The organism is Burkholderia sp. HI2500, from assembly GCF_002223055.1.
GTDB lineage: Bacteria > Pseudomonadota > Gammaproteobacteria > Burkholderiales > Burkholderiaceae > Burkholderia.
Genome location: NZ_NKFL01000006.1, coordinates 2,270,547 through 2,297,459, shown reverse-complemented (window position 1 = coordinate 2,297,459; position 26,913 = coordinate 2,270,547). Strand labels below are relative to the sequence as shown.

Annotated in this window: 24 protein-coding genes; 20 read left to right on the top strand and 4 right to left on the bottom strand. The window is 65.2% G+C overall.

Features of this window, described 5'->3' with window-relative positions; genetic code table 11:
• Nucleotides 1-122 precede the first annotated feature (122 nt).
• On the top strand, nucleotides 123-1,055 hold the full coding sequence (locus CFB45_RS27990) for a hypothetical protein (RefSeq protein ID WP_373452695.1): 933 nt from the start codon (nucleotides 123-125) through the stop codon (nucleotides 1,053-1,055).
• 39 nt (nucleotides 1,056-1,094) lie between these two features.
• Here CFB45_RS27990 and CFB45_RS27985 read toward each other — a convergent pair whose 3' ends face one another.
• The gene (locus CFB45_RS27985) at nucleotides 1,095-2,789 is read right to left on the bottom strand and encodes a bacteriophage N4 adsorption protein A (protein ID WP_089428332.1); all 1,695 of its coding nucleotides are present in this window, start codon (nucleotides 2,787-2,789) and stop codon (nucleotides 1,095-1,097) included.
• Entirely contained in the window at nucleotides 2,786-4,744 is a 1,959-nt protein-coding gene (locus tag CFB45_RS27980; RefSeq protein ID WP_256976856.1) for a glycosyl transferase family protein, read from the bottom strand. Before CFB45_RS27980 ends, CFB45_RS27985 begins: the two co-directional genes overlap by 4 nt.
• Before the next feature lie 974 nt (nucleotides 4,745-5,718).
• Here CFB45_RS27980 and CFB45_RS27975 point away from each other — a divergent pair.
• The 6 genes from CFB45_RS27975 (at nucleotide 5,719) to CFB45_RS27950 (ending at nucleotide 11,162) form a co-directional block, all read left to right on the top strand.
• Complete coding sequence (locus CFB45_RS27975; protein ID WP_175238053.1) at nucleotides 5,719-6,015, top strand: hypothetical protein; 297 nt, start codon at nucleotides 5,719-5,721, stop codon at nucleotides 6,013-6,015.
• Nucleotides 6,016-6,027: 12 nt separating this feature from the next.
• Nucleotides 6,028-7,671 carry a DUF2334 domain-containing protein gene (locus CFB45_RS27970; RefSeq protein WP_089428329.1) on the top strand — a complete coding sequence of 548 codons (1,644 nt, stop codon included), beginning with the start codon at nucleotides 6,028-6,030 and terminating at the stop codon, nucleotides 7,669-7,671.
• A gap of 106 nt (nucleotides 7,672-7,777) precedes the next feature.
• Complete coding sequence (locus tag CFB45_RS27965) at nucleotides 7,778-8,746, top strand: hypothetical protein (protein ID WP_089428328.1); 969 nt, start codon at nucleotides 7,778-7,780, stop codon at nucleotides 8,744-8,746.
• Nucleotides 8,747-9,066: 320 nt separating this feature from the next.
• On the top strand, nucleotides 9,067-10,266 hold the full coding sequence (locus tag CFB45_RS27960) for an aminotransferase-like domain-containing protein (RefSeq protein WP_089428327.1): 1,200 nt from the start codon (nucleotides 9,067-9,069) through the stop codon (nucleotides 10,264-10,266).
• A 12-nt stretch (nucleotides 10,267-10,278) separates the two neighbouring features.
• Nucleotides 10,279-10,470 (top strand): hypothetical protein, encoded by a 192-nt coding sequence (locus tag CFB45_RS27955; RefSeq protein ID WP_089428326.1) that lies wholly within the window; start codon nucleotides 10,279-10,281, stop codon nucleotides 10,468-10,470.
• A gap of 95 nt (nucleotides 10,471-10,565) precedes the next feature.
• A complete protein-coding gene (locus CFB45_RS27950) occupies nucleotides 10,566-11,162 on the top strand; it encodes a pyridoxamine 5'-phosphate oxidase family protein (RefSeq protein ID WP_089428325.1) in 597 nt (198 codons plus the stop codon).
• Nucleotides 11,163-11,178: 16 nt separating this feature from the next.
• On the opposite strand, the gene gcvA is transcribed toward CFB45_RS27950, so the two are convergent.
• A complete protein-coding gene (gene gcvA / locus CFB45_RS27945; RefSeq protein ID WP_089428324.1) occupies nucleotides 11,179-12,072 on the bottom strand; it encodes a transcriptional regulator GcvA in 894 nt (297 codons plus the stop codon).
• Nucleotides 12,073-12,206: 134 nt separating this feature from the next.
• Between gcvA and CFB45_RS27940 the strand changes: the two genes are divergently transcribed.
• Both CFB45_RS27940 and CFB45_RS27935 read left to right on the top strand, forming a co-directional pair.
• Complete coding sequence (locus CFB45_RS27940; RefSeq protein WP_089429175.1) at nucleotides 12,207-12,911, top strand: SDR family oxidoreductase; 705 nt, start codon at nucleotides 12,207-12,209, stop codon at nucleotides 12,909-12,911.
• A gap of 204 nt (nucleotides 12,912-13,115) precedes the next feature.
• A complete protein-coding gene (locus CFB45_RS27935) occupies nucleotides 13,116-14,393 on the top strand; it encodes an epoxide hydrolase family protein (protein WP_089428323.1) in 1,278 nt (425 codons plus the stop codon).
• 190 nt (nucleotides 14,394-14,583) lie between these two features.
• Here CFB45_RS27935 and CFB45_RS27930 read toward each other — a convergent pair whose 3' ends face one another.
• Complete coding sequence (locus CFB45_RS27930; RefSeq protein WP_089428322.1) at nucleotides 14,584-15,024, bottom strand: RICIN domain-containing protein; 441 nt, start codon at nucleotides 15,022-15,024, stop codon at nucleotides 14,584-14,586.
• 484 nt (nucleotides 15,025-15,508) lie between these two features.
• Here CFB45_RS27930 and fabI point away from each other — a divergent pair, with 484 nt between their 5' ends.
• From fabI to CFB45_RS27875, 11 genes are all read left to right on the top strand, one after another.
• Nucleotides 15,509-16,318 (top strand): enoyl-ACP reductase FabI, encoded by an 810-nt coding sequence (fabI, locus tag CFB45_RS27925; RefSeq protein ID WP_089428321.1) that lies wholly within the window; start codon nucleotides 15,509-15,511, stop codon nucleotides 16,316-16,318.
• 61 nt (nucleotides 16,319-16,379) lie between these two features.
• The gene (locus CFB45_RS27920; protein WP_089428320.1) at nucleotides 16,380-18,728 is read left to right on the top strand and encodes a DUF3141 domain-containing protein; all 2,349 of its coding nucleotides are present in this window, start codon (nucleotides 16,380-16,382) and stop codon (nucleotides 18,726-18,728) included.
• A gap of 19 nt (nucleotides 18,729-18,747) precedes the next feature.
• Nucleotides 18,748-19,686, top strand: coding sequence for a phosphate acetyltransferase (locus tag CFB45_RS27915; RefSeq protein WP_089428319.1), 939 nt, complete (start codon nucleotides 18,748-18,750; stop codon nucleotides 19,684-19,686).
• Between the two features lie 4 nt (nucleotides 19,687-19,690).
• Nucleotides 19,691-20,869: an acetate/propionate family kinase gene (locus CFB45_RS27910; RefSeq protein WP_089429174.1), complete on the top strand. Its 1,179-nt coding sequence runs from the start codon at nucleotides 19,691-19,693 to the stop codon at nucleotides 20,867-20,869.
• A gap of 28 nt (nucleotides 20,870-20,897) precedes the next feature.
• Nucleotides 20,898-21,152, top strand: a complete 255-nt coding sequence (locus CFB45_RS27905) for a hypothetical protein (protein WP_089428318.1) — start codon at nucleotides 20,898-20,900, stop codon at nucleotides 21,150-21,152.
• 269 nt (nucleotides 21,153-21,421) lie between these two features.
• Nucleotides 21,422-22,465 carry an alpha/beta fold hydrolase gene (locus tag CFB45_RS27900; RefSeq protein ID WP_089428317.1) on the top strand — a complete coding sequence of 348 codons (1,044 nt, stop codon included), beginning with the start codon at nucleotides 21,422-21,424 and terminating at the stop codon, nucleotides 22,463-22,465.
• On the top strand, nucleotides 22,465-23,007 hold the full coding sequence (locus tag CFB45_RS27895) for a cytochrome P460 family protein (RefSeq protein WP_089428316.1): 543 nt from the start codon (nucleotides 22,465-22,467) through the stop codon (nucleotides 23,005-23,007). Before CFB45_RS27900 ends, CFB45_RS27895 begins: the two co-directional genes overlap by 1 nt.
• A gap of 302 nt (nucleotides 23,008-23,309) precedes the next feature.
• The gene (locus CFB45_RS27890) at nucleotides 23,310-23,654 is read left to right on the top strand and encodes a DUF4148 domain-containing protein (protein WP_089428315.1); all 345 of its coding nucleotides are present in this window, start codon (nucleotides 23,310-23,312) and stop codon (nucleotides 23,652-23,654) included.
• A gap of 84 nt (nucleotides 23,655-23,738) precedes the next feature.
• Entirely contained in the window at nucleotides 23,739-24,530 is a 792-nt protein-coding gene (locus CFB45_RS27885) for an alpha/beta fold hydrolase (RefSeq protein ID WP_089429173.1), read from the top strand.
• Nucleotides 24,531-24,606: 76 nt separating this feature from the next.
• A complete protein-coding gene (locus CFB45_RS27880) occupies nucleotides 24,607-26,007 on the top strand; it encodes an amidase family protein (protein ID WP_089428314.1) in 1,401 nt (466 codons plus the stop codon).
• A 423-nt stretch (nucleotides 26,008-26,430) separates the two neighbouring features.
• Nucleotides 26,431-26,901, top strand: coding sequence for a rhodanese-like domain-containing protein (locus CFB45_RS27875; RefSeq protein ID WP_089428313.1), 471 nt, complete (start codon nucleotides 26,431-26,433; stop codon nucleotides 26,899-26,901).
• Nucleotides 26,902-26,913: the final 12 nt, after the last annotated feature.

The window sequence follows — 26,913 nt, the reverse complement described above, 5'->3', positions numbered from 1 at the left end:
GGCTCGCCACTTTCAATATCATCCGATAATTACCTTTTATTTTCGTCTAAAATCGCGCTTCTTCTTACTTTGGGACGGAAAGCGTTTTGAAAAGACTGACGAAAAATATCTCGCGCACGGCCATCGCCGCATGCGTCGCTTATGCCGGGCTCCTGCCTTTATCCCGGCCCGCTGAAGCCCAGGTCGAACCTCTGAAGAATCCCGTCTACGGCGTGACCCTCGACGACCTGACCAAGCTGGACGCGATCGTCGCGTCGCTGCAGAACCTGCCGTACAAGCCCACCGTGCGTGTCGTGTTCGATCCGGGTACGTCGGCCGCCGACTACTACGCACCGCTGCTGCGCCTGCACGCCGTCGCGTACGTGATGGGCGAAGTCTACGATTCTTACTATTTCCCGACGGATCTCGCCACGTACAAGGCCAGGACGCAGGAACTGGTGTCGCAGTTGAAGAACACGGTCGACGTCTGGGAGATCGCGAACGAAATCAACGGCGAATGGCTGCGTAACGACCCGAGCGGGACGAACAGCGTGGTCAACGCGCAAGAGCAGCAGATCGGCCAGATGGTCGCGGCGGCCAACCAGATCGTGAAATCGAACGGCGGCAAGACGGCCATCACGCTGTACTACAACGACGACAGCAAGGGCACCAACTGCTGGGAGAAGCCGCAGGATTACTGGAAGACGTGGCCGACCACCTTCCTGTCGTCGACGGTCCGCCAGCAAGCCGACTACGCGCTGTTCAGCTACTACCCGTACCAGGATTGCCCGGGGCTGAATCCGACGTGGAAGAACGATTTCGCGGCGCTGGAAAGCATCTTCCCGAACGCGAAGGTCGGCTTCGGCGAAATCGGCACCTCGAATACCTCCGCGCCGGCGTCGGTGCAGCAGAACCTGATCAAGACGTACTACCCGATGGTCAACAGCATGACCGATCCGCGTTTCATCGGCGGATTCTTCTGGTGGAACTACGCCGAGCAGATGGTTCCGTATTCGACGAGCTCGTACTTCCAGCTGTTGCGTCAAACGATCATCACGCTCAAGGCGCCCAACTAAGCGCAAAGCGCCATCCATGAGCAAGCGTCAGCGTCGCTGTTAGAACCACAATGTCGCGCGTACCACGAGACCACGTGCGCGTGCCGCTGACGTCAACCCGAACCGGTATTGCACCGTGACATCCAGATAGCTTGCCGGCGCGCTATATCGGCCTTCGCGAAACCAGTACCGAAACTGGATGCCGGGCCCGGCGCCGATCGCCGTCTTGTCCGGCTGCCGATTGTCGTGATCGCCGGCCACCGCGGCGTGCGGGTAGATGGTCAGCCGATCGCTGATCATCGGCAAACGCCAGGTGTGCCCGTAACGCAACTCCGAATAAATGATGTATCGCCCCGCGCTGATGAAGTAAGCGCCTTCAACGTAGGCCTGCCAGCTGCGCCAGCTCGGCTCGGTGACCCTCAGGTCGGTCCCGCCTTCCGACGAATAACCCAGGCGCATCAGCCAGTCCGTCATCGACTGGCTGCCGACGTGGAACAGCCGCTCGGCGGTCAGCACGACGTTCTGGTCGGGCAGCGGCTTGTAGCGCGCGCCCACCGAACCCTGCACGGTCGGCAGCCCGGTCGTGTTGCCCGATCCGTCGTAGGCCGTGCCGTATCCGCGCACGAAGAACTGGAAGATGCGGCCGTTCTGATAGCCGATCTTCGGCGGCTGCCAATACACTTCCACACCCGGCTGCAGCACGCTGATGGTGCCTTGTGGACCGAACGCGGCCGACTGGTACGGCGCGCTCAGGACGAACCCCCAGCTGCGCTGAAGCTGCTCGACCTCCCGCCGATAGCCGAACTTGTGTTGCGCATCGAAGGTGTGTTCGTTTTCGTCGGCGTCGAGGCTGTGCTCGAACAGGTCGATGGACTCCTGGTTCAGCCCGATCCGCTTGGCGGCGTAGCCCGCGTCCGCGTAGTTCATCGCATTGCCGGCACCGCCGGAAAATCCCGCCTGGAATGCGTCGAGCGCCTCGCGATCCTTGTGGTCGCGCAGGAGGTCATAGGCATCCTGCAACTTCTGCTGCGCGGTATTGTCGACCGGCGCCTCGGCGGCCTGATCGTCCAGCCGCGCCTGCGCCGCGATCGACGCGGCCATGTTGCGCTCGCCTTCGGTCGTCGCGTCGCTGGCCGCCAGGTCGGCCATGCGGATGGCGGTGTCGCGGTCGCCTGCCTGCAGGCTCATCTGCGCGATGCGCACCTGGATCACGGCCGATTTTTCATCGGCCAGCGGCGCCAGCGCGATGCCGGCTTCATGCGGAAGCTTCGCCGCGAGCGCGCTGTCCGACCAGGCGAGACGCAGGTTGCGCTGCTGTTCCTTGCTCCATTTCCCGGTCGCGACGGCGGCCGCGAAATCGCTGCACGCAACGTCGTAGCGCATCTGCCGCTGCGCCAGGTAGCCATGCTGCGCGCGTACCGCCGCACTCTTCGGAAAACGAACGATCAGCGATTCCACCATCGAATCCGCTTCGTCGACCTTTCCTTCCCGTCGGTATACGTCGACGAGCAGCAGCCCGAGCTGTTCGCTTCCGGGCTGAAGCTTGATGGCGCGCGACGCATACACTTCCGCGAGGGGCAGGTCGCCGGCATTGATTGCCTTGTAGGCGCTGTCGGCGAGCTTGTAGGCCTTGGGCGTCAGTTGCTGCGCGGCGGACGCCGGCGCCTGCCAGGCCAGCGACACGGCGATTGCCAGTGCGCTCAACCGTGCGCAGCGCTTGAGGCTGGCCGCGATCGGGCGTGTCGAATGCTTCATGCCTGTTCTCCCGACGGTTTCTGCGCGGGAGCACCTTGCTGCGCGGCCGGGTCGCCGTCGCGCAGGCGCGTGAGTTCGACGAAGCGCGAGTGCCGGGCGAGTTCGGCGGTAATCTCCGTGTCGCAGGCAATGAAATAGGCCACCTTCGCCCGGGCGCCGCGCCGCACGACATCCTGTTCGTCCGGCGTGAGCGGCCGCCCGACCGCGATGTTCAGCGTGCCGTCGTCCGCCGTTGAAAACGGGACGGCCCGATACGCGTACTGCAGCTCGAAGGCGAGCGAATCCGCGAAGTGGCCCACCGCGACGTTGCCCAGGCTCACCCGGGGCAGCTCGGCTTGCTCGGCGATCGCATCCGCGAGCGATTCGGTCGAGATCTCGCTGCCTTCGATCAGCAATTCGCCCAGCCGCTTGCCGCAGGTCAGTTGTTTCTCGAGGCTCGCCTGCAATTGCTCCAGCGTGACCACGCCCCAGCCGACGAGGATCTCGCCGATCTTGAGGCGCACCTTCCCGAGCTCCTGGTTCGACAGGTAGGTATGACTGGTCTTGTCCCACGCGATGGGCTTGCCGCTCACGAGATGGCCGAGATAGATGCGCCACGCACGGCAGACCGCGTAGAAGTTGATCAGGTTGTTGACGAACATCCGCGGGATCGAGAGCAGCCCCTGGAGCGGGCCGTTCAGCTTGCTGACGAAGTGATAGCGTTGCCCGGCGCGCGCGAACAGCATCGCGGTGTTCACCCACAGCAGCGGCGTGACCCACGAGTTCGCCATGACGGCAGAGGCGCCGGCGGGGATGGCAACGCCGGCGTGCTGGAGCGCCGCAAGCAGCAGGAAATTGAGCAGCACGGCATAGGCAATCACCGAAAACAGTGACGTCACGATGCCTTTGCGATCATGGAAGAACATGTAGCGGGTGAGCAGGTTGCCCTTCCAGCCGAGCTGCTCCCAGCCCTGGAAGGCGATGCCGAGAATCCAGCGCGCGCGCTGACGGTACGCGGTGCGAAATGTCTTGGGAAAGTACTCGCGCGTGGCCAGCAGGTTCCGATTGACGACGTTGCCGTTGGCACGCTGGCCGCCGGTGTCGCGTGCGATATCCGAAAGCGGGAAGCGGGCAAAGGTTTCCTTCATGCCGAGGTCGCGCAGCCGGAAGCTGAAGTCATAGTCCTCGGTCAGCGAACAGGTGTTGAACGGACAACCGTTGCGCTCCTTCATCGCCGCTTCGATCGAGCGCCGGCTGTAGCATGACGCGACGCCCGCGCCCGGGACGATGCCGGTCAGCCGGGCGCGCACCGGCACGTCCTTCTGGTGCGTTTCGCTGAAGTCGTCGAGGTAGCAGCCGGCGACGAACTCGTTCCATTTCCGCGGCAACGACAGCACGGGAAGCTGGACCAGGTCGCTGTCCGCCACCGCGTGGTTGAGGTACTTGAGTTCGACCGGATGAATGACGTCCTCGCAGTCGTGCATGACGACGCCCGCGAACTGGATGTGATGGACCGATTCGTAACGCAGGATGGCTTCGACGATCCAGTTCAGGCAGTCCGCCTTGCAGGTCGGCCCGTCGTTCATCACGGTCGCGCGCGTGACCCGGCCCGGATACCGGCGGACCATGCGTTCGACCTCGGCCGTGGTTTCCGCATCGTTGTGATAGGTGCCGACGAATATCACGTAGCGCTCGTACTCGAGCGTCGCCAACGTGTTTTCGATCATCTTGGCGATCACGTCATATTCTTTCCACGCCGGCACCATCAGCGCCAGATGCCGCTCTTCCAGCGCGCGCAGCATGCCGATATCGATCGTTTGCGATTTTTCGCGGCGCAGGATGCGCCCGATTTCAAAGGACCAATAGCAGGCATCCAGCGTGAGGTCATCCAGTGTGCTGACCAGGATGACGATTGCGGTCACAATGGTGACGATGTTAAGCGCATATAAATACGCACTCCAAACCATGTTGTCCATCATCTTTCCCGCGCCGTTATCTTTTATTTGATTATTTCCCCTCGTACCGACGCAAGACGAAACGTTCATTCGTCCTCGTCGCCCCGTCACGTCCACTGCGTGGTGTGCGCCACGCGAATGCCTGCCGCTCGAAAAAGCGCGCGCCGCGCGCGCTTCGTCGATGCAGCCACGTCACATCGCGAGCGATGCAACGTGTTCAGTGGATGACTTTTGGACAGCCCATTTCCGCCTGCCTGCCTCCGTCACTGCATCCTTCAACGTGCGCAGCCGCTCTCCGCCCGGCGCGCGCGCATGGCTCCCCGCGCATCGACTTCGCAACACAGTGCTCATGTAGCAAGTCGTGCGCCATCGCCGCGCGACCCTTGACGTTGCGGGCGCCGCGAACCGCCGCACAGGATCGGCCCGCCGAATCCGAGCCAAATGTTTCAGTGCTGAAACACGCCGTCGATCGACCGGATGACACATCGTTTTCGGACCCTCGCACGTGCGCGGCTGGCGCCCTCCGAAAATCGTCATGCGATTCCAGCGATGACCGGCCGGATGAATGGGCGTTGAACCGGAAATCGAGCGGGCCAGGCGTCGTTGCGCGTGCGGGCGTGCCATCCACGGCGATCGTCGCATCGCGATCCGCGAAGCGTGGGGCACGACAGGTTTCGCCCGGGGCGCATGAACGGGTTTCGCGTGTTTGTCCGATTAAATTCGTGACACCGCCGCGTTGCACGCCTGAAACGTTTTATCGACGCATTTTCGAGCGGCCTCGATGCGCCAATTTCGTCGCCTTGGCGCTATGCCCATTTGCGACGGATGGTACGGTTCTAGCTTGAAAGTAAAACCATCTCCTACCGGATTTATTTGTCTGGTTTCAATTGCGCATCAAAATATTCACGACATGGCGCCCCGATTCCGGATGGTGATTCGACGTGCTCGTTTCGCTAACGAGATGAACTTATTTCGCATATCAAAGGATGAAAATCATGCCTTCGCATCGCAATCAATCTTTTCGAAACGGGTTGAGCGCCGCCGGATCAATCGTCGCATTGATCACGACGCTCGTCTTCGCCGTCGGCGTTCAGGATGTGGGTGCGCAGCAGACGAGTAATTCCTCTGCCCAGAAGATCAAGCCGCCTCCGCTGCCGAACGGCTCGGCGCACGTCAACGTGAAAGCCGGCATGTCCGACGAGGATTGGGAAAAGGCGTACAAGGAAACGGGCCGCCCGAAGTTCAGCAAGAAGTCCGTCAGTAAATCCAACGGCAATGTGGAACGTGAATAGGGAGAAACGGCCATGAAAAAGATCTTGCTCGTCATCGCCCTGCTTGCGGGACTCGCGCAAATGACATTGCCGGGCACCGCGCACGCGCAGGCTACCACTGCCCATACGCTCATCCTGTACGACAATCCGGCCAACGATCCGTTTTCGAAGCTGGGCCTGATGTACAGCATCATGCTGAGGAACCTGCTGGGTCACTTCAATACGACCGTCGATCTGGTTCCGATCCAGAACTACACGGCCGGCATGGTCGGGAATCACGACGCGACGTTCTATATCGGCAACTACTACAACAACCCGATTCCGACCGCGTTCATGAGCGACGTGATGACCACCAAGAAGACGGTGGTCTGGTTCAAGTACAACCTGTGGCAGCTGGCATGGAACACGGCCTACACGTTCAACCAGACCTACGGGTTCAGCTTCCTGGGCCTCGCCGGGATGAACGCGACGCCATCGTCGAGCAATCCGAATCCCGGGTTTTACGACACGGTCACGTACAAGAACCTGCCGATGGTCAAGTACTACGCCTATGACGCGTCGTCCGGCACGATCAATGCGGATCCGGACGTCGGACTGACCCAGGTCGTCGATGCCACCAAGGCGCAGGCGCTCGTCACCATCAAGAACAGCCAGAGCGGCGCAACCGCGCCGTACGTCATGCGCTCGGGCAACTTCTGGTACTTCGCGGACATGCCGTTCTCCTATATCGGCCCGACGGATCGCTACCTGGTGATCTGCGACATCCTGCACGACATCCTGCAGTCCAATGCACCGGTGAATCATCGTGCGCTCGTCCGCCTGGAGGACCTCGACGCGTATACCACGACGAGTTCGATGCTGCTGCTGACGAACTACATGTACTCGAAGAAGATCCCGTTCACGATGGCCACCATTCCGTTGTATACCGACCCGAACGGCTACTACAACGGCGGCGTGCCGGAGACGATCCATCTGGCGCAGGCAACGGGCCTCAAGCGGGCGCTGAATTATGCGCTGTTGCGCGGCGGCTCGATCGTGATGCACGGCTATACGCACCAGTACGATTCGACACCGAACCTGCTGAATGCCGTCAGCGGCAGCGACTACGAGTTCTGGTACGCGGTGCAGAACCGGCCGGTTGATGAGGATTCCGTGCAATGGGCGGAAGGCAGAATGGCCGATGGCCTGCTCGAGTTCACGCTCAACGGCTACAAGATCGTCGGCTGGGCCGCACCGCAGTACCAGATGTCCCCGGCCGCGTCGTCGGCGACAGCCCTCACGTTCCCGACCACGTTCCAGCGGGCCGTGTATTACACCGCGACCAAACCGCAACTCGGCACGGGTGCCGCCAACCAGGACTTTTCGGCCGGGCAGTTTTTCCCGTACATCATCAACGCTGATTACTACGGGCAGCGGATCATTCCGGAGAACCTGGGCAGCGTGCAGTACAACATCTGCAATGTCGACCCGTTCTCGTGCATCACCTACACGTGGCAGCAAATCGTGACCAATGCGCAGTACGGCCTGGCGGTGCGGGACGGTTTCGCGTCCTTCTTCTTCCATCCGTACTGGCTCGAACCGGATCTCGGATTGCCGGCGTATCAGGACTTCCAGAGCATGATTACCGGCATTACGAATCTCGGCTACACGTGGGTGGACGGCACGACGGCCAAGTGACGCAGGCGTAGCGACAGCAACGTGCGACCCGCATTGGCAACGCGGGTCGCACGTTTGCATTTGATCGGCTACGATGACGCGCAGGCATGCTTCCGGAGAGCCAGCGATGACCATGTATGCGACGCCGGCCTGGCGCAGGATTCAACAACGCATGGGCCGGCTTCGACTCGCAGCGCAACCGGGCTCGCTCGCCGCCGCGCCGCGTTCGCCTCGCGCGGCGACGCTCGCGGCGATCGGCGCATCGCTCGTCGTGGCCGCCTGCAGCTGGACCGCGCACGACGTGCACGCCGACGGCATCGCCTGGCAGGTGGACAACACGACGACCAATCCGGCCGGCAACTGGCAGATGCTCGGCATCCACGATCTGCTGATTCAATGGACCGTCGTCGACGATACCGCGTTCATCGCCAACACCCGCATCCAGCCTGCCGCGCACCTTCCCGACTGGGAGCGTATCGGTCGTGAGCCCTGGGCGAGGAACGTGATCCTGGGCCTCGCCGGCTACCAGGACGAAAAACGGGCGCGCACCCATCTGTCGACGCTCGCCGATCAATCCCTCGAAGTAGCGCACGCAACGATCCCGCTGCATGTCACCGGTTATTACTTTCCGGTGGAGATCGATCCGACCTGGCAGGACGCGCCCAAGCTCGCCGCGATCCTGCAACGGCTGCCGCGTCCGCTTTGGGTGAGCGTGTACGACCAGACCAACATCGGCGGAAAGACGCTCGCGGACTGGCTCGCGGCGTGGCTGCCCGCGGACGTCGGCGTGTTCTTCCAGGACGGCTGCGGCGTCTATGCCCGCGAGCCGTATGTCGCACGCAGCTACCTCGACGAACTCGTTTCAAAACTGGGCAAGCAACGCGTGCGAGTGATCGCCGAGGCGTTCCGGCCCTCCGAGCGGGGCGGGTTTCGCGCCGCCAGCGCCGACGAGTTGAGCAAGCAACTGGTGGCCTATCGCGGCTACTCGGTCTATCTGTTCGACGGTCCGCACTACGTGTCGGACGACCTCACGCGCGCGCTGTCGACGTGGAAGCCCAAGCCGCCGCCGCCCGCGCCTGCGGGGCCGGCGCACTGATTCGGCCGGGTCCCGGCCACAAGCTGGGCGGGCAGGGTGAGCGCGCGGCGAAACGAAACAGTCGGGCGGATTGGCTTTCCGCCGGCAACACGTGCGTAAAGCCCTGGGTCGAAACGCTGGCGGACCGCGCGTTTTGCTGCGCCCACCCGCGCCCCATGTGATGACCAAACCGCAAGACCTAGTGCATAGATATCGTTTGCCGCGGCCTTAATGACTATCGACAATCGTGGCTCGATTTCACCGCCGTGGCCCCAGAAGCGCCGCGGTGGCCGGTATCGGGCGGCTATCCCGGCCGTCCGCGCCATCCAGCTCACGACGACATGTACGCGTTCACTCCCTCATTCCAGAATCCCGCCGGCTCGCCGATCCGCGAACTGTTCAAGTACCTGTCCGAACCGGGCATGATTTCCTTCGCGGGCGGTTATCCGGCCAGCGACCTGTTCGACGTCGACGGCCTGAACGCAGCCGCCGGGCGCGCGTACGCGCAGCCCGTGCGCTGCCTGCAATACGGCCCGACCGACGGCCTCGCCGAACTGAAGCAGCAATTGATCGCGCTGATGGGGCGGCGCGGCGTAACGTGCACGGCGGCCGAACTGCTCGTCACGACCGGTTCGCAGCAGGGTCTCGACCTGCTGCTGCGCGTGATGGTGTCGCCCGGCGACGTCGTGCTGACCGAGCAACCGGCTTACCCGGCGACGCTGCAGGCGATGCGTCTGCAGCAGGCGCGCATCGTGACGATTCCGGTCGACGGCGCGGGCCTCGACGTCGATCGTCTCGGCGAACAGCTCGCGTCCGGCGCGATCGCGCAGCCGAAGCTGCTGTACACGGTCCCGACCTTCGCGAACCCGACGGGCGCGACGCTCACGCGCGAGCGCCGGCTGAAGCTGCTGCGTCTCGCGGTGCAATACCGTTTCCTGATCGTCGAGGACGATCCATACGGCGACCTGCGTTTCGCGGGCGAAGCCGTGCCGTCGATGCTGGCGCTTGCCGATGAAGTGGACGGCGCGCGCGACTGGATCGTGCATTTCGCGAGCCTGTCGAAGATCGTCGCGCCCGGGCTGCGCGTGGGCTGGACGATCGCGCCGGCCGAGATCGCGCGGCGCTGCGTGATCGCGAAGCAGACGGTCGATCTGTGCAGCACGCCGTGGACCCAGGCGGCCGCCGCCGAGTATCTGGCCGACGGTGCGCTCGAACGCCATCTACCGCGCATCACGGCCGCGTACCAGCGCAAATGCGACGCGATGTGCGACGCGTTGCGCGACGGCCTCGGCGATGCGATCGAATTCCATCGTCCCGAAGGCGGGATGTTCGTGTGGGCGCGGATCGGCGCGGTGTCGTCGGACGTGCTGCTGCAACAGGCGATCGCGAACAAGGTCGTGTTCGTGCCGGGCAAGGCGTTCTTCGCGGACCACGTCGACGCGGCCTCGCTGCGCCTGTCGTTCGCCGCGCCGGACGTCGACGCGATCCGGGAAGGCGTGGCGCGCCTCGTGCGCGCGTATGGTGCGGCGCTGGCCGCGTGAGGAGACATCAACGTGAACATCACCGTCAACGACACCGTATCGATGAGCATCGCGCCGGGCACGGGCGATAACCGGCCGGTTGCGCACCGGTCGTCGCAGATCAGCGCCGGGCCGCAGTATGTGGCCGACGTGCTCGGCCGCTTCGGCGCGGAGCCGGCGGCCGACCTCGGCGACGCGGCACCGGTCGTACTCGGCTACAACTGAGCCGCCCGGCGACGGCCGGCGCGCCGCGCGCGTGCCGTCGCCGCAGCAAACGGTTAAGCTGGCGCGATCGCAACCTGCACGATCGCCGCTTCGTCATGCCTGACTCCCCTTCCGAATCACTCGCGCAAACCTACGAGCGCCTGTGGTCCTGCCTCGAATCCGGCGTGAGCGCGCAACGCTCGCCGTTCACGATGCTGCAGGCCGCGACGCTCGGCGTCGACGGCGCGCCGAAGGTCCGCACGATCGTGTTGCGTCAGGTGAACCGCGCCGATCGCGTGCTGTCGTTTCATACCGATGCGCGTTCGGAGAAGGTCGCGGAGCTGCGCCGCGATCCGCGTATCGCGCTCGTCGCCAACGATCTCGATGCGCTCGTGCAGATTCGCGTGGAAGGTGCGGCGTCGATCTGCGACGACGAAGCGCAACGGCGCGCGGTCTGGCAAGCGAGCCGTCCGCATACGCTGCTGCTGTATCGCGCACCGTTGCCGCCGGGTACGCCGGTCGCGTCGCCGGAAGCCGCGCAGGTCCCGGCGAGCCAGGGGGCAGCATCAACCGATGACGGCTACGGCAACTTCTGCCTGCTTCACGTGACCGTGACGCGTATCGACTGGCTCGAACTTGCGCGCACCGGCCATCGCCGCGCGGTGTTCGACCTGCACGAACGCGGCTACGAAGGCCGCTGGGTCGCGCCCTGACGCTGCCGACGCCCGCTCAAGGGCGCCTGTCCGACACCACCTGCGCGGCCATCCACTCGCGCATCACGACGATCGCATCGTCGTCGCGGCGCTCGGCCGGATACACGAGATAGAACCCCACCGACAGCGGAAACGCGAAATCGAACGGCTTGCACAGCCTGCCCGCGGCGATGTCGCGCTCGACCAGCGGATCGGTCGCAAGCGCGATGCCCTGGCCGGCGACGGCCGCATCGATCGCGAGCGACGTCTGGTTGAAGCGCAACCCCTTGTGCGGATCGATGTCGACGGGTTCCGGCATCGCGGCGAGGAACTCGGGCCACAGGTCGTGCGCGTCGTGCAGCAGCACGTGGCCCGCGAGCGCGCGCGGCGACGCGGGCGCGGCCAGCAGCGCGGGGCTGCACACGGCGCACACGTCGAGCGGAAACAGCGCATGCGTGGCGAGATGCTTGCCGAACGGCGGCTTGCCGTAGCGGATCGCGAGATCGACGCCGTCATGCCGGAACGTTGCGATCTGCGGGTCGGCGATCACGCGCACGTCGTAGTCGGGATGCGCATCGGTGAACTGCGCGAGCCGCGGGATCAGCCATTTCGACGCGAACGACGGCGTCGTGCTGATCGTCAGCGCGGCACGGCGCTTGACGAGCTTGTCGGTCGCGTCGGCGATCGCATGCAGCGCGCGCTGCACGTCGGAGAAATACGCGGCGCCGTCGTGCGTCAGCGCGAGGCCGCGCGGCAGGCGCTCGAACAGCTTCAGGCCGAGCACGTCCTCGAGATGGCGCACCTGCTGCGCGACGGCGCCCTGCGTGACGCCGATCTCGTCGGCGGCGGCGCGGAAATTGAGGTGCCGCGCGGACACTTCGAATGCACGAAGCGCATTCAGCGGCGGCAGGCGGGAGGGGCGAGGCGGCATCGTCAGGCTATAGAAAAACTATCGGCTGGAGGCAGAAATACTGGTTCGACAGTCGTGATGGATGCGCCTACATTACCACCATGGCGGGCCGAACGGCGGCTGCGCGGCGGCAGGATTCGAACGAGGAGCACATCGTGACTGTAGAAAAAGTAGCGTTGATCACGGCGGCGGGCAAGGGCATGGGCGCGGCGATCGCGCGTGAGCTGGCGGCGACGGGCTATCGCGTCGCGCTGATGTCGCCGTCGGGCAGCGCGGTGGCGCTCGGGGACGAACTGGGCGGGTTCGGCATCCAGGGCTCGGTGACGGAAGAAGCCGACATCAACCGGCTCGTGCAGGAAACGGTGGCGCGCTACGGTCGCATCGATGCGGTCGTGAACAACACCGGGCACCCGCCGAAGGGCGATCTGCTGGCGATCACCGACGACAACTGGCACGCGGGGCTCGACCTGATCCTGCTGAACGTGGTGCGCGTGATGCGCCGCGTGACGCCGATCTTCCAGCAGCAGGGCGGCGGCGCGGTGGTCAACATCTCGAGTTTCGCGGCGGATGCGCCCGAGCAGCCGATGCCCGTTTCGTCGGCGCTGCGCGCGGCGCTGAGCGCGTGGACGCGGCTTTACGCGGAACGCTACGCGGCCGAGAACATCCGGATGAACGCGGTGCTGCCGGGCTTCATCGACAGCTGGCCGGAAACGCCGGAGATCGTCGCGCGCATTCCGGCCGGCCGCTTCGGCAAGACCGGCGAGATCGCGAAGACGGTCGCGTTCCTGCTGTCGGACGGGGCGGGCTATATCACCGGCCAGAACATTCGCGTCGACGGCGCGATCGTCAAGGCGCTCTGAGCGGCGCGTGGGCGGGCGGCTGCAAAGGCCGGGCCGCTCGCCGCGCAGCCGCTACAAACGCGTACAAATCAGACAAATACCGGATACATCAGACCTTTCAAATGGGCGACGCCGCGTGACGCGGGCGCGCCGGATTGAAAGCGTGGGCGCGTTTCCCGCGCGCGGCATGTTCACTTTCCACTTCACGAAAGGAGATGCCGAACGATGTCTTCCACACCGTTTTCCCCGATGCGTCGCCACCTGCTGGCCACCTCCGTGGCCGCCGGGGTCTCGGCGATGCTGCCCACCGCGCTGCATGCGGCGACCGGCGCGACCGGCATACGCCCGTTCACCGCGCACATTCCCGATGACGCCGTGGCCGACCTGCGCCGCCGCATTGCCGCGACGCGCTGGCCGGGTCGCGAGACCGTCGCCGACGAATCGCAAGGCGTGCGGCTCGCGCGCATGCAGGCGCTGCTGCGTTACTGGGGCACCGACTACGACTGGCGCAAGGGCGAGGCGCGCCTGAACGGCTTCCCGATGTTCATCACGGAAATCGACGGGCTCGACATTCATTTCATTCACGTGCGCTCTCGGCACGAGAACGCGATGCCGATGATCATGACGCACGGCTGGCCGGGCTCGATCTTCGAGTTGCTGAAGGCGATCGGCCCGCTGACCGATCCGACCGCGCACGGCGCGAGCGCGGACGATGCGTTTCACGTCGTCGTGCCGTCGTTGCCGGGTTTCGGCTTCTCGGGCCGTCCGACACGGACCGGCTGGGGTTCCGACCACATCGCGCGCGCTTGGGGCGAGCTGATGGCGCGGCTCGGCTATACGCGCTTCGTGTCGCAGGGCGGCGATTGCGGCTCGGTGATCTCGCACCGGATGGCGATGCAGCGCGTGCAGGGCCTCGCCGGGATCCACGTGAACATGCCGGCGACGGTGCCGCCGGATATCGCGACGCTGCTCGCGACCGATGCGCCCGCGCCGGCTTCGCTGTCGCAGAAGGAGAAGGCCGCGTACGAGAAGCTCGCGACGTTCTATCGCGACAACTGCGGCTACTCGGCGATGATGGTCACGCGCCCGCAGACGGTCGGCTATGCGCTGGCTGATTCACCGTCAGGGCAGGCGGCGTGGATGTACGACAAGATTTCGCAATGGACATACAGCGGCGGCGTGCCCGAACGCTCGATTCCGCGCGACGAGATTCTCGACGACATTTCGTTGTACTGGCTGACGAACACCGCGACGTCCGCCGCGCAGATCTACTGGGAGGATCACTCGAACAACTTCAACGCGGTGGACATCTCGCTGCCGGCCGCGATCACGGTGTTTCCGGGCGAAATCTACCAGGCGCCGCGCAGCTGGGCCGAGCGCAGTTATCACAACCTGATCTACTTCAACGAAGTCGACAAGGGCGGGCATTTCGCGGCATGGGAGGAGCCGGAGCTGTTTGCGCGTGAAGTGCGTGCCGGGTTCCGGCCGTTGCGGCGCGTGTAAGCGGGGAAGGAATGGCGAACGCGGGCCGGCGCGGTCATGCGGCCTGCGTTCGTTTCTGCTTTGCGGTTCAGCACGGCCACGCGGATGGCAACCTCGGCTGCCTGCGATTCGGTGTGTCATGCGAACCGGCAGTGACGAACGATGGTGCGCCGAACAACTCAATCGGCACACCACCGAAGCCCGGGTCAGGTCACTTCTTGAACGAATCCTGCGGGACGGGAACCGGGCTCCAGATCTCCGCATCCGATGCGTTGGCCGTGAACGTCCAGATGTACGTGCCCTTCGCGACGTTTCTCCACTGGAGATCGAAGACAAGTTGCGAATTGCTCACGTTTTCGATGTAGCCCGATTGCGCGTCGTCCGATTGCGGGTCGAATTGCCATTGCTGAGAGGCCGACGCGTTGTTTTTCTTGTAGGTGTTCAGGTAAAGGTATTGCTCGGCGGATACCGTTCCGCAGTCGATGGCGAGCGTGGGGTCGCTGTGCAGCGTGATTCCGCCATCCGGTTGGAAGTCCCACTCGGTATACAGGTTGTCCGTACTGGTGGGAAGGAGCACCAACCTGTTGCCTTTGACGCGATCGGTGACGCCGATGAGCCAGCTGTTGTCGGCCGAGTAATAAATTTTTGCCATTTTTTCCTCTGAGCGGTAATTGGATGAGTCGATAAATGAACGCTTCTTTCCCGACAGCAGCCTCGCGTGTAAATCATTCTTGCCCTTGATGCATCTGCATATAGTCGACGAAAAATCGTCGGCGCTTGATTGGCAAGGTTTAATGATGGGCGTCTGCCTGGGACAAACATTAGGCCCGCCACATCGCTGGATCAATTACATGCGATTACACGAAGGGTCGCTACCGTGTCGGGAACGGGTCGACCTGCAACGCTGGCCTGATGAATTGCCCACGATTGAATGACATATCGATGAAATCGATCCTTCCGGATCGAAACATTCCATCGTAATTATCTGATTTGAAAGCGATTTTGATAAAAATCAAACATATATCGCGTGAATGATCTGGTAGTTTGAAACCCTCAATACAATGATTCGCGGCATTAAGGCAATTCGGCCCTTTCGCAGTTTCGCCCGATGAAAAAATACGTTCCGAGGTTTCGCGATGACGAATAACGACGTGCGCGAGTCGCGCGCGCCTGGCAATGGCGTGCGGCCGCTTGAAGGCAAAAGAGGCATCGTCGTCGGCCTGGCGAACGAGCAGAGCATCGCCTGGGGATGTGCGCGCGCCTTTCACGCAGCGGGGGCCGAACTGGCCGTGACCTGGCAATCCGATCGAGCGTTGCCGTACGTCGAGCCGCTGCTGGAGCAGCTGAAGCCGGCGATCGCGATGCCGCTCGACGTCAGCCGAACCGACCAGATGCGCGACGTGTTCGACACGATCGGCGAGCAGTGGGGCCGCCTCGATTTTCTGCTGCATGCCGTCGCCTATGCACCGAGGGCCGACCTGCACGGGCGGGTCGTCGACAGTTCGCCGGAAGGGTTCGCGCTCGCGATGGATACTTCCTGCCACTCGTTCATCAGGATGGCGAAACTTGCCGAGCCGTTGATGGATTCCGGTGGCAGCCTGATGGCAATGACCTATATCGGCGCCGACCAGGTCATCGCCGAGTACGGCGTGATGGGGCCGGTCAAGGCGGCGCTGGAGGCCACCGTTCGCTATCTGGCCGTCGAGCTGGGGCCGGCCGGCATCCGCGTGCATGCGGTGTCGCCCGGTGCATTGCCCACGCGCGCGGCCTCCGGGCTGCCGAACTTCGATCACCTGCTCGACGACACCGCACGGCGTGCGCCATTGCGCCGGCCGTTCGACATCGACGACGTCGGCGCGCTATGCACCTTTCTTGCCAGCGATGGCGCACGCGCGATGACCGGCGGCGTTCACTACATCGACGCGGGGATGCACGTGCTCGGCTGACGCGAGACGGCCGCTCCCGGAATGCGTCGGGATTCACCTTGCCCCTCTGGAGAACAGTGTTATGGATGCTGCCACGCAACTGGCGCGCAGTCACGAGATCGCCGCGGAGATTGTCCACGTCCTGCAAAAGCGCACGCAGCACGCGCTGGAACAGTACGGAAAGCGGTTGAGCGAAGCATTCGACGGCAGCGACAGCCCCGGCCACGACCCGGGCGCCGCGCCCTTCGCCACAGCGCTCTCGCCGTTGAGCGCATGGCATTACGCGGTCGACGCCGTCCAGCGCTCGCTGCTGTTCTGGGACACGTTGCGCGAGCGCGGCACGCAATACGTCGAGCGCGCGGCCCAGGGGCTCAAGCCGGTGCTGCATTTCGACTACGACGTCGTGCTCGACGGCCGGCAGTTCGAGCGCCCCGTCAATTACGCGCTCGTTCACATCCAGCCGCCGGAAGGGGTGATCGTCGACGCCGCCAAGCGGCCTTACCTGATCATCGATCCGCGCGCGGGGCACGGCCCCGGCATCGGCGGCTTCAAGGACGATTCGCAGGTCGGCGTGGCGTTGCGCGCGGGGCATCCGGTGTACTTCGTCGTGTTCTTCCAGGAACCCGAGCCCGGCCAGACGCTGCTCGACGTGTGTGCGGCGGAACAGGCGTTCGTCCGCAAAGTGCGGGCGCTGCATCCGGACAGCCTCAAGCCGGCCATCGTCGGCAACTGCCAGGGCGGCTGGGCCGCGATGATGCTCGCGAGCTCGTCGGCGGACGATACGGGCCCGATCGTCATCAATGGTGCGCCGATGTCGTACTGGAGCGGCGCGTGGAGCGACGGGCCCGGCGACAATCCGATGCGCTATGCCGGCGGCCTGCTCGGCGGCACCTGGCTCGCGTCGTTCTCGTCGGACCTCGGCAACGGCAAGTTCGACGGCGCGTATCTCGTGCAGAACTTCGAGAACCTGAACCCGGCGAACACGTTGTGGGACAAGTATTACCACGTGTACGACCACATCGACACCGAGCCGCCGCGCTTCCTCGAGTTCGAGCGCTGGTGGGGCGGCTACTACCTGATGAACCGCGAGGAGATCGAATGGATCACGCGCAACCTGTTCATCGGCAACAAGCTCTGGTCCGGCGAGGTGCGGGACGGGACGGGCAAGGCGTTCGACCTGCGCGAGATCCGCTCGCCGATCATCCTGTTCGCGTCGATGGGCGACAACATCACGCCGCCGCAGCAGGCGTTCAACTGGGTCGCGGACATCTACGGCAGCACCGAGGAGATCAAGTCGCGCGGGCAGGTGATCATCGGGTTGATGGAAGAGGATGTCGGGCATCTGGGCATCTTCGTGTCGGGCAAGGTCGCGAAGAAGGAGCACGCACAGATCGTCAGCGTGCTGGATGCCGTCGAAACGCTGCCGCCCGGCCTCTATGCGATGTCGATCGAGGAAGTGAAAGGCGCCGACGGGAAAGTCGCTTACGAGGTCACGTTCGCCGAGCACCGTCTCGAAGAGATCGCGCAACACTTCAACCGCTTCGGGCGCAAGGACGAACAGGCGTTCGAGGCGGTCGCCGAGCTGTCCGAATTCACGCAGCGCGCCTATGAACTGTTCATGCAGCCGTTCGTGCAGCAAGCCTCGAACGAAACCACGGCGCGCGCGTTGCGGGAATTTCATCCGCTGCGTTTTCAGCGCTGGGCGTTTTCCGATCTGAACCCGTGGCTTGGCTGGCTGAAGCCGGCTGCCGACACGGTCAACGCGCATCGCCAGCAGGCCGACGATATCGAACCGTGGCGCAAGCTCGAACGCCGTGGCTCGGACGTCGTCAGCGCGTCGCTCGATTTTTTCCGCGCGATGCGCGATGCGAGCACCGAGTCGCTGTTTTTCACGCTGTACACGCAGCCCTTCATGCTTCATTTCGCGGAGCAGAATCGCGATCGTCATGCCGCGTCGCCGGCGGCGACGGACCCTCGCGACCTGCCGTTCGTGAAGGACGCGCTTGCGTCGATCGATCGGGGCGGCTACACCGAGGCGGTTGCGCGCGCAGCCTTTCTGCTCGAACGCAGCGGCGAGCCGTTTCCGCTGGCGCAGCTGGCGACCGAGCGTGAACTCGCCGAAACCTACGCCGAGTATCTGCCGGATCTGCCGCCCGACCAGTGGCGGCGCATCTACGGCGAGCAGGAAATCATCGCGACCTACGCGCCGCAGCAGGCCGTCGCGACGCTGCCGGCGCTGCTGGTCCGGCCTGAGGATCGGCAGCGGCTGCTGACGTTGCTGGACAAGCTGCTGGGCGATCCGCGCGTGCAGAGCGCGTCGGTGAGCGAGCAACAGTGGGCGGCCCTGCAACGCATCCGCGCGGTGCTGGGCGCGCCGCCCGCGAAGCGGCCGGCCAAGGAGCCGGTAGCGGCCCTCGAGCGTGTGCAGTGACGGACAGCCAGGAACCACGATGGAAAACAGACACGAGAAATATCTCCGCCTCATCGAACACTGCCGGACGCTGGCGCCGATGCCGACGGCCGTCGCGCACCCGTGCGATCGAAGCTCGCTCGAAGGGGCGCTGGAGGCGGCGCGCAAGGGGCTGATCGAACCGATCCTGGTCGGCCCGCGGGCCCGGATCGAAGCGACCGCCGCGGCGTGCGGGCTGTCGATCAGCGACTATGAGATCGTCGATGCGCCGTACAGCGAGGCGTCGGCAGCCGCGGCGGTGCGACTCGTCCGCGACGGGCGGGCGGCCGCGCTGATGAAGGGCAGCCTGCACACCGACGAGCTCATGGCCGAAGTGGTGCGTCACGATGCCGGATTGCGCACCGGCCGGCGCATCAGCCATTGCTTCGTCATGGACGTGCCCGCGCATGCCGATCCGCTGATCGTGACCGACGCGGCGATCAATATCGCGCCGACGCTCGAGGAAAAGGTCGACATCCTGCAGAACGCGATCGATCTTGCGCATGCGCTGGCCTTTCCGCAGGTGCGCGTGGCGATCCTGTCGGCGATGGAGACGGTCAACCCGAAAGTGCCGTCGACGCTCGAAGCCGCCGCGCTGTGCAAGATGGTGGACCGGCGGCAGATTACCGGCGCGCTCGTCGACGGCCCGCTTGCGCTCGACAACGCGATCGATCCGGAGGCCGCGCGCATCAAGCAGATCGATTCGCCGGTGGCCGGGCACGCGAACGTGCTGATGGTGCCCGACCTCGAAGCAGGCAACATGCTCGCCAAGAGCCTGTCGTTCCTGGCCGGCGCGGACGCCGCAGGGATCGTGCTCGGCGCGCGCGTGCCGATCATCCTGACGAGTCGCGCCGATTCGTTGATCACCCGGCTGGCTTCATGCGCGGTCGCGATGCTCGTCGCGAATGGGCAGCGTGAAGCGGCCGCGCACGCGGGGTGACGGCATGGCGGACGTGATTCTGGTGTTGAATGCCGGCTCGTCGAGCATCAAGTTTTCCGCGTTCGACGTGCAGGGCGACACGCTCGGGCTGATCGTGCACGGTCAGGTCGATGGGCTTTACACGGCCGCCGCGCACTTCAGTGCCGTCGACCATCACGGGGAACATCACGAGCAGCAATGGGCCGGCGTCGAGACGTTCGGCCATCACGAAGGGCTCGAGCAGATCGCCGCGTTCCTGGAGGCTCACCAGGAAGGGCATCGTCTCGCGGCGGTGGGCCATCGCGTCGTGCATGGCGGCCAACGCTTCAGCGGCCCGGTGCGCGTCACGCCCGAGATCGTGGCCGAGCTGGACAAGCTCACGCCGCTCGCGCCGTTGCATCAACCGCACAACCTGACGCCGATTCGCATCCTCGAAACGGTGCAGCCCGGCATCGAGCAGGTGGCCTGCTTCGACACGGCATTCCACCGCACGCAGCCCGCAGTGACCCAGGCGTTCGCGCTGCCCGAGTCGATCACCAGCCGGGGCGTGCGCCGCTATGGATTCCACGGGCTCTCGTACGAGTACATCGCGAGCGTGCTGCCCGACGTCGCGCCACTGGCGGCGCGCGGGCGCACGGTCGTCGCCCACCTCGGCAACGGCGCGAGCATGTGCGCGCTCGTGGCGGGCAAGAGTGTCGCGAGCACGATGGGGTTCACCGCCGTCGACGGGCTGCCGATGGGCACGCGCTGCGGCAACCTGGACCCGGGCGTCGTGCTCTTCCTGATGGAAGAGCTCGGGATGGACGTGCGTGCCGTCGAGGATCTGATCTATCGGCGCTCCGGGTTGCTCGGCGTGTCCGGCATCTCGAGCGACATGCGCACGCTGCTCGCGAGCGACGATCCGCATGCGCGCTTCGCGATCGAGCTGTACGTCGATCGCATCGCGCGCGAACTCGGGTCGCTCGCCGCCGCCATGGAAGGCATCGACGCGATCGTCTTCACGGCGGGGATCGGCGAGCATGCGGCGGCGATTCGCGAAGGCGTGATGCGCCGTGCGGCCTGGCTCGGCGTCGAGATCGACGTCGACGCGAACCAGGCCGGCGGGCCGCTGCTCACGACGGCGTCGAGCCGCGTGTCGGCGTGGGTGATCCCGACCAACGAAGAACTGATGATCGCGCACCATACGCGCCGGCTGATCCGGTGACGGCGGTCGAATCGAGAAAGGAGCCGTCATGGCCGAACTGTTGCTGGTCAATGTCGAAGAACACGCACGCGACGACGAGGTCGGCGCGTTTCTGACCCGGTATGGATTCCCGCTGTTCGATTCGATCGAGCGGGTGCCGGCCGGGATCGGTAACCCGATCGCGCTGCTCAGGTTCAGTACGCTGTCGTCGGTGGCGCTCTACACGTTGCGCGCACGGATCGATCACCTGTCGTGGCGGGGACGGTCGATTCGTGCGCATATCCTGCCGGATCGGAAGGTGTGAGCGGATTCTCATGTCAGCGTGGTTGAAGGGGGACTGCGGGCTGATTCCCCTGTAGGCACGCCTCTCCAGCACGATTTTTGAATCGCCGTGTGTCGTGTTCACGCACAGATACGTTGGGATACAAAGCCTCTGGATGGATCGGATATAAATCCGGTGAAGCGATTCACACGGCAGCGCAGTGCCAGCGCCGCCGCCGCGAACGCGGATTCCCGAGCGCCCCTGCGCGCCGTGGTCCCCCTTCCTTAGCGATCGACACTGGAGAACGAGTCATGCCTGAAACCGTGAACACCCGCCGCCGCCTGATCCTCGGTACGACGCTGGCCAGCCTGAGCCTCGCCGACCTCGGCTTCAGCGCCCTCGCGCATGCGCAGTCGGCGCCCGATGCAGCGCCCGCAAAGCGCGCGGCCGGCGTCGCGTCGCTGGGCACGATTCACCAGATCGACGCGGGCGTGCTCAACGTCGGGTATGCGGACCTCGGGCCGAAGAACGGCCCGGTCGTGTTCCTGCTGCACGGCTGGCCGTACGACATCTACAGCTACGCGGAAGTCGCGCCGCTGCTCGTCGCGGCCGGCTATCGCGTGATCGTGCCGTACCTGCGCGGCTACGGGTCGACGACGTTCCGTTCGGCCGACACGGTGCGCAACGGCCAGCAGGCCGTGACGGCCGTCGACATCGTCGCGTTGATGGATGCGCTGAAGATCGACCGCGCGGTGTTCGGCGGCTACGACTGGGGCGCACGCACGGCCGACGTGATCGCGGCGCTGTGGCCGCAGCGCGTGAAGGCGCTGGTGTCGGTGAGCGGCTACCTGATCGGCAGCCAGGCGGCGAACGCCGCGCCGCTGCCGCCGCAGGCCGAGCTCCAGTGGTGGTATCAGTTCTATTTCACGACCGAGCGCGGCGAACTCGGCTACACGCAGAACCGCGATGCGTTCAACAAGCTGATCTGGCAGCTCGCGTCGCCGAAATGGCAGTTCTCCGACGAAACCTATGCGCGCACGGCCGCATCGTTCCAGAACCCCGATCACGTCGCCGTCGTGATTCACAACTATCGCTGGCGCCTCGGGCTCGCGAAGGGCGAAGCGCAGTACGACGACATCGAGCGCCGCCTCGCGGCCGGGCCGGCGATCACCGTGCCGACGATCACGATGGAAGGCGACGCGAACGGCGCGCCGCATCCGGCGCCGGCCGCCTACGCGAAGAAGTTCACCGGCAAGTACCAGCACCGCACGATCACCGGCGGCATCGGCCACAACCTGCCGCAGGAAGCGCCGCAGGCGTTCGCCGATGCGATCCTGCAAGTGGAGCATCTGTGATGCGGGCGCGCGTGGGTGTGATGCGCCGCATCATGCGACGCGCGGTCGTCGCGGGCGTGCTGCTGGCCGGCGCGTGGTCGGCCAGCGGTCCGGCCGCATTCGCGGAGCAGCCGAAGCCGGCTGCCGCCGCTTCGCCGATCTATGGCGTGACGATCCCGCCCGGCTACCGGAAGTGGGAAATGGTCGCGCCGGCCGAGGAAGCCGCGCCACTCGACGAACTCCGTGTGGTGCTCGGCAACCCCGTCGCGATCCGCGCACTCGAACAGGCGACGCTGCCGTTCCCGGACGGCACGATCCTCGTGAAGCTTGCTTACAAGCGCAAGCAGTCCGACGAGCTCCCGAGTGCCACGGTGCCGGGCCAGGCGACGACCGTGCAGGTGATGGTGAAGGACTCGCGCCGCTATGCATCGACGGGCGGTTGGGGCTTCGGGCGCTTCATCAACGGCGTGCCGGCCGATATCGGCCAGCATCAGACGTGCTTTGCGTGCCACCAGGCGCGTGTGAAGAACCACGACTACGTGTTCACGCGGCTTGCGCCGTGACGTGCGTGCTTTGATGGATTCGACCGAAGGCGTGCCGTGTATGGCACGCCTTTTTTCATGGTGAGTGGGCTTGGGGGGATCGCGTCAGCAGACGGGCCAGTGAACGATGCGGCAGCCCGGTTTGTATCGCACTGTATCTGCGGCCGTTCCTGAAAAACTGGCATGCAGAAAGCCCCGGTTTCGGAAACATCGCAGATACGTGCGCGGGTTCTACTGTCGACATGCAGGAAACGTTCGATACCAGACGATCTGGATCGGATGCCGAATGATCGACTGACCTACCTCTCTCAAGGAGAACCCTCATGAAAGCCGCTCGAATCCTCGCCGTTGCCGTCCTCGCTGCCATCCCCGCCTTGTCGTTCGCCGATACCGGCCACGGCCTCACGCGCGCCGACGTGCGCGCCGATCTCGTCCGCCTGGAGAAGGCCGGCTACCGCCCGGCCAGCAGCGAAGCGAACTACCCGAACGACATCGCGGCCGCGGAGAACGCCGTCGCCGCGCAGCAGGTCGCGCGTTCCGACCAGAACGGCCCGTCGAAGTCGCAAGGCGACAATGTGGCCGATGCGTCGACGCCGGCCGGCCATCACGACGCGTCCCAGTCGCGCTCCGCACGGAATGCCGCCGACGACCTGTACGCGCATTCGTGATTGGCTGCCGCGCTTGCCTCAGGCGGGCGCGGCCACCACTGCAGCACTACATGTGAAAAACACAACAGAGCAAGGAGCATGACGATGGCCGGTTTGATGAAACGCGTTCTGGTATCCGCCGCGGTGATCGGCGGACTGTTCGGTGCGGTGGCGGCACAGGCCGCGCCGAAAGAAGATCTGAAGGGCACGAACGTCGTGCTCGTGCACGGCGCGTTCGCCGACGGGTCGAGCTGGAATCGCGTGATTCCGCTGCTCGAGGCGCGTGGCCTGCACGTGGTGTCGGTGCAGAATCCGCTGAGCTCGCTCGCCGACGATGCGGCCGCGACGAAGCGTACCGTCGACGCGCAGAAGGGGCCGGTCGTACTGGTCGGCCATTCGTGGGCCGGCGTCGTGATCAGCGAGGCGGGCAACGACGACAAGGTGAAGTCGCTCGTGTACGTCGCCGCGTTCGCGCCTGACAACGGCCAGTCGATCGCCGACGTCACGCAGGGGCTGCCGGCGCCCGCGTGGGCCGGTGAGCTGCGCAAGGACGCGGGCGGTTTCGCGACGCTGTCGGACAAGGCGATCGCGCAGGATTTCGCCCCCGACCTGCCGCCCGCGCAGCAGCGCATCGTTGCGGCGACGCAGGGGCCGTGGTACGGCGGTTGTATCTCGGAGAAGGTCACGCAGGCCGCGTGGCATGCGAAGCCGTCGACGTTCGTCGTCGCGACGCAGGACAAGATGATCGACCCGACGCTGCAGGAAGCGATGGCGAAGCGGATCGGCGCGACGGTCACGCGCGTGAACGGCAGCCATGTGTCGATGCTGAGCCAGCCGAAGGCCGTGGCCGACGCGATCATCGCAGCGGCCGAGCGCGCGAAGCAGGATGCGCAGTGAGTGCACGCGGCGCCGCGCTTTCGCAGGAAAGTGCGGCGCCATGAGTGAGTGTGATGTCCTTCCACAAGGAGAAGTCATGACGGAACTCTGGCAACTGCCCGCAACCGAACTCGCGAAGCGCGTGCGGCATCGTGACGTGTCCGCGCGAGAAGTGGCGGATGCGGTGCTCGATCGTCTCGAGGCGGTGAATCCGGCGATCAACGCGGTGATCGAACACCGGCCCGACGATGTCCGGCGGCAAGCCGACGAAGTCGATCGCGCGATCGCGCGCGGCGACGATCCGGGGCCGCTCGCGGGCGTGCCCGTGACCGTGAAGATCAACGTCGACCAGGCGGAATTCGCGACGACCAACGGCACGCGCCTGCAGGAGAACCTGATCGCGCACGCCGACAGCCCGGTGGTCGGCAACATCAGAAAGGCCGGCGGGATCCTGCTCGGCCGCACCAATTCGCCGACGTTCGCGTTGCGCTGGTTCACGTCGAATCTCGTGCATGGCCGCACGCGCAATCCGCGCAACCCGTCGCTGACGCCGGGCGGATCGAGTGGCGGTGCGGCGGCAGCCGTGGCCGCCGGGATCGGTCCGCTTGCCGTCGGCACTGACATCGGCGGCTCGGTGCGTTACCCGGCCTACGCCTGTGGCGTGCATGGCATTCGTCCGTCGCTCGGTCGCGTGCCCGCGTTCAACGCATCGTCGCCCGAGCGTGCGATCGGCGCGCAGCTGATGTCGACGGCGGGGCCGATTGCACGCACGATCGACGATCTCTCGCTCGCGTTGCGTGCGTTCGCCGCACCGGACCCGCGCGATCCGTGGCACGTGGCGGTGCCGTTCGACGGGCGCGAGGTGCCGAAGCGCGCGGCACTGTGCGTGCGGCCGGGTGGCTTGCAGGTCGTGCCCGAGGTCGAGGCCGCATTGCGCGATGCCGCACGGCGGTTGATCGATGCCGGCTGGACCGTCGACGAGATCGACGACACACCGCCGATGCGCGAGGCGGCACTGTTGCAGGAGCAGCTCTGGCTCGGCGACGGATTCGACGCTTTGACGAACGCGGTCGTGAAAGACGGCGATCCGGGGGCGGCTGCCGTGGTCGAGGCCGTGCGCGGCAAGGTGCGCGACCTGCCGGCCGACGTGATGAGCCGCGCGCTCGTCCGGCGCACGACGTTGACGCGGCAGTGGCGGCTGTTTCTCGACGAGTATGCGGTGCTGCTGCTGCCGGTGTCGTCGGAACTGCCGTTCCCGGACGATCTCGACCGCCAGGGGCAGGACGGGTTCGATCGCGTGTGGGAGGCGCAGCTCACGTTGCGCGCGTTGCCGGCGATGGGGCTGCCGGGGTTGGTCGTGACCACGGCGCTCGTGAATGGCGTGCCGGTCGGCGTGCAGGTGGTTGCCGCGCATCATCGCGAGGATTTGTGCCTGCTCGCGGGGCGCGATATCGAAGCGCGCGGCGTGCCGGTCGCGCCGGTTGACCCCGTGGTGTGACGCGTTGAAGCGCGAGTGCATCGGCGATGCCGCGTCCGGCGTCGTGTCGATGCATTCCGCCAGCCAACAGGATGTCACCCGTTGTCCCTGCATGCGCGCCCGTGCATGCAGGCCATTTCGGATTCCGTTGCAACGCGCCGCACGCCGCGTTGATCGTCTGCCGCGAACCCTTTCAAAATCCTTCGATGCGTGACATCGAACGGTCACCATGCTTCCCGTCCTGCTCGCCGATGAACCCGCCCTGATAGCGCGCGTCTGCTATTGCATTCCTCGCGGCGCTGATTAGGAAATGAATTTTTATTGGTTCTGCTTGCTCTTCCTCGCTCGCATAGTGGCGCTGACGGCTATAGACAGCACGCAAGCTGCAACGGCCGCATTCCCGGTGTCTTTGATCATACGAATCAACGAAAACAAGGAAGTGTCATGACGGTTGCATTGGAAGAACGAACCGCTGCGCAACAGGCGCTCGAAGACGCGCGCGCGGCGGCTACGGCGGCCGGCACGCCCTATGCGGGCGGCGTCGCGCCGGAAGCGGCATGGGCGCTGTTCACCGCCGGCGATGCGCTGCTGGTGGACGTACGCACCGCCGAGGAACGGAAATTCGTCGGCCACGTGCCGGAATCGCTGCATGTGCCGTGGGCAACGGGCACGAGCCTGACGCGCAACCCGCGCTTCGTGCGCGAACTGGAAGCGAAGACCGGCAAGACGGCCGTCGTGTTGCTGTTGTGCCGCAGCGGCAACCGCTCGGCGCAGGCGGCCGAGGCCGCGACGAAGGGGGGCTTTACGCAGGTATTCAACGTGCTCGAAGGGTTCGAGGGCGACCTCGACGAGCGGCAGCATCGCGGCGGCAGCAATGGCTGGCGTTTTCGCGGCCTGCCGTGGGCGCAGGACTGATTCACGGCCGTT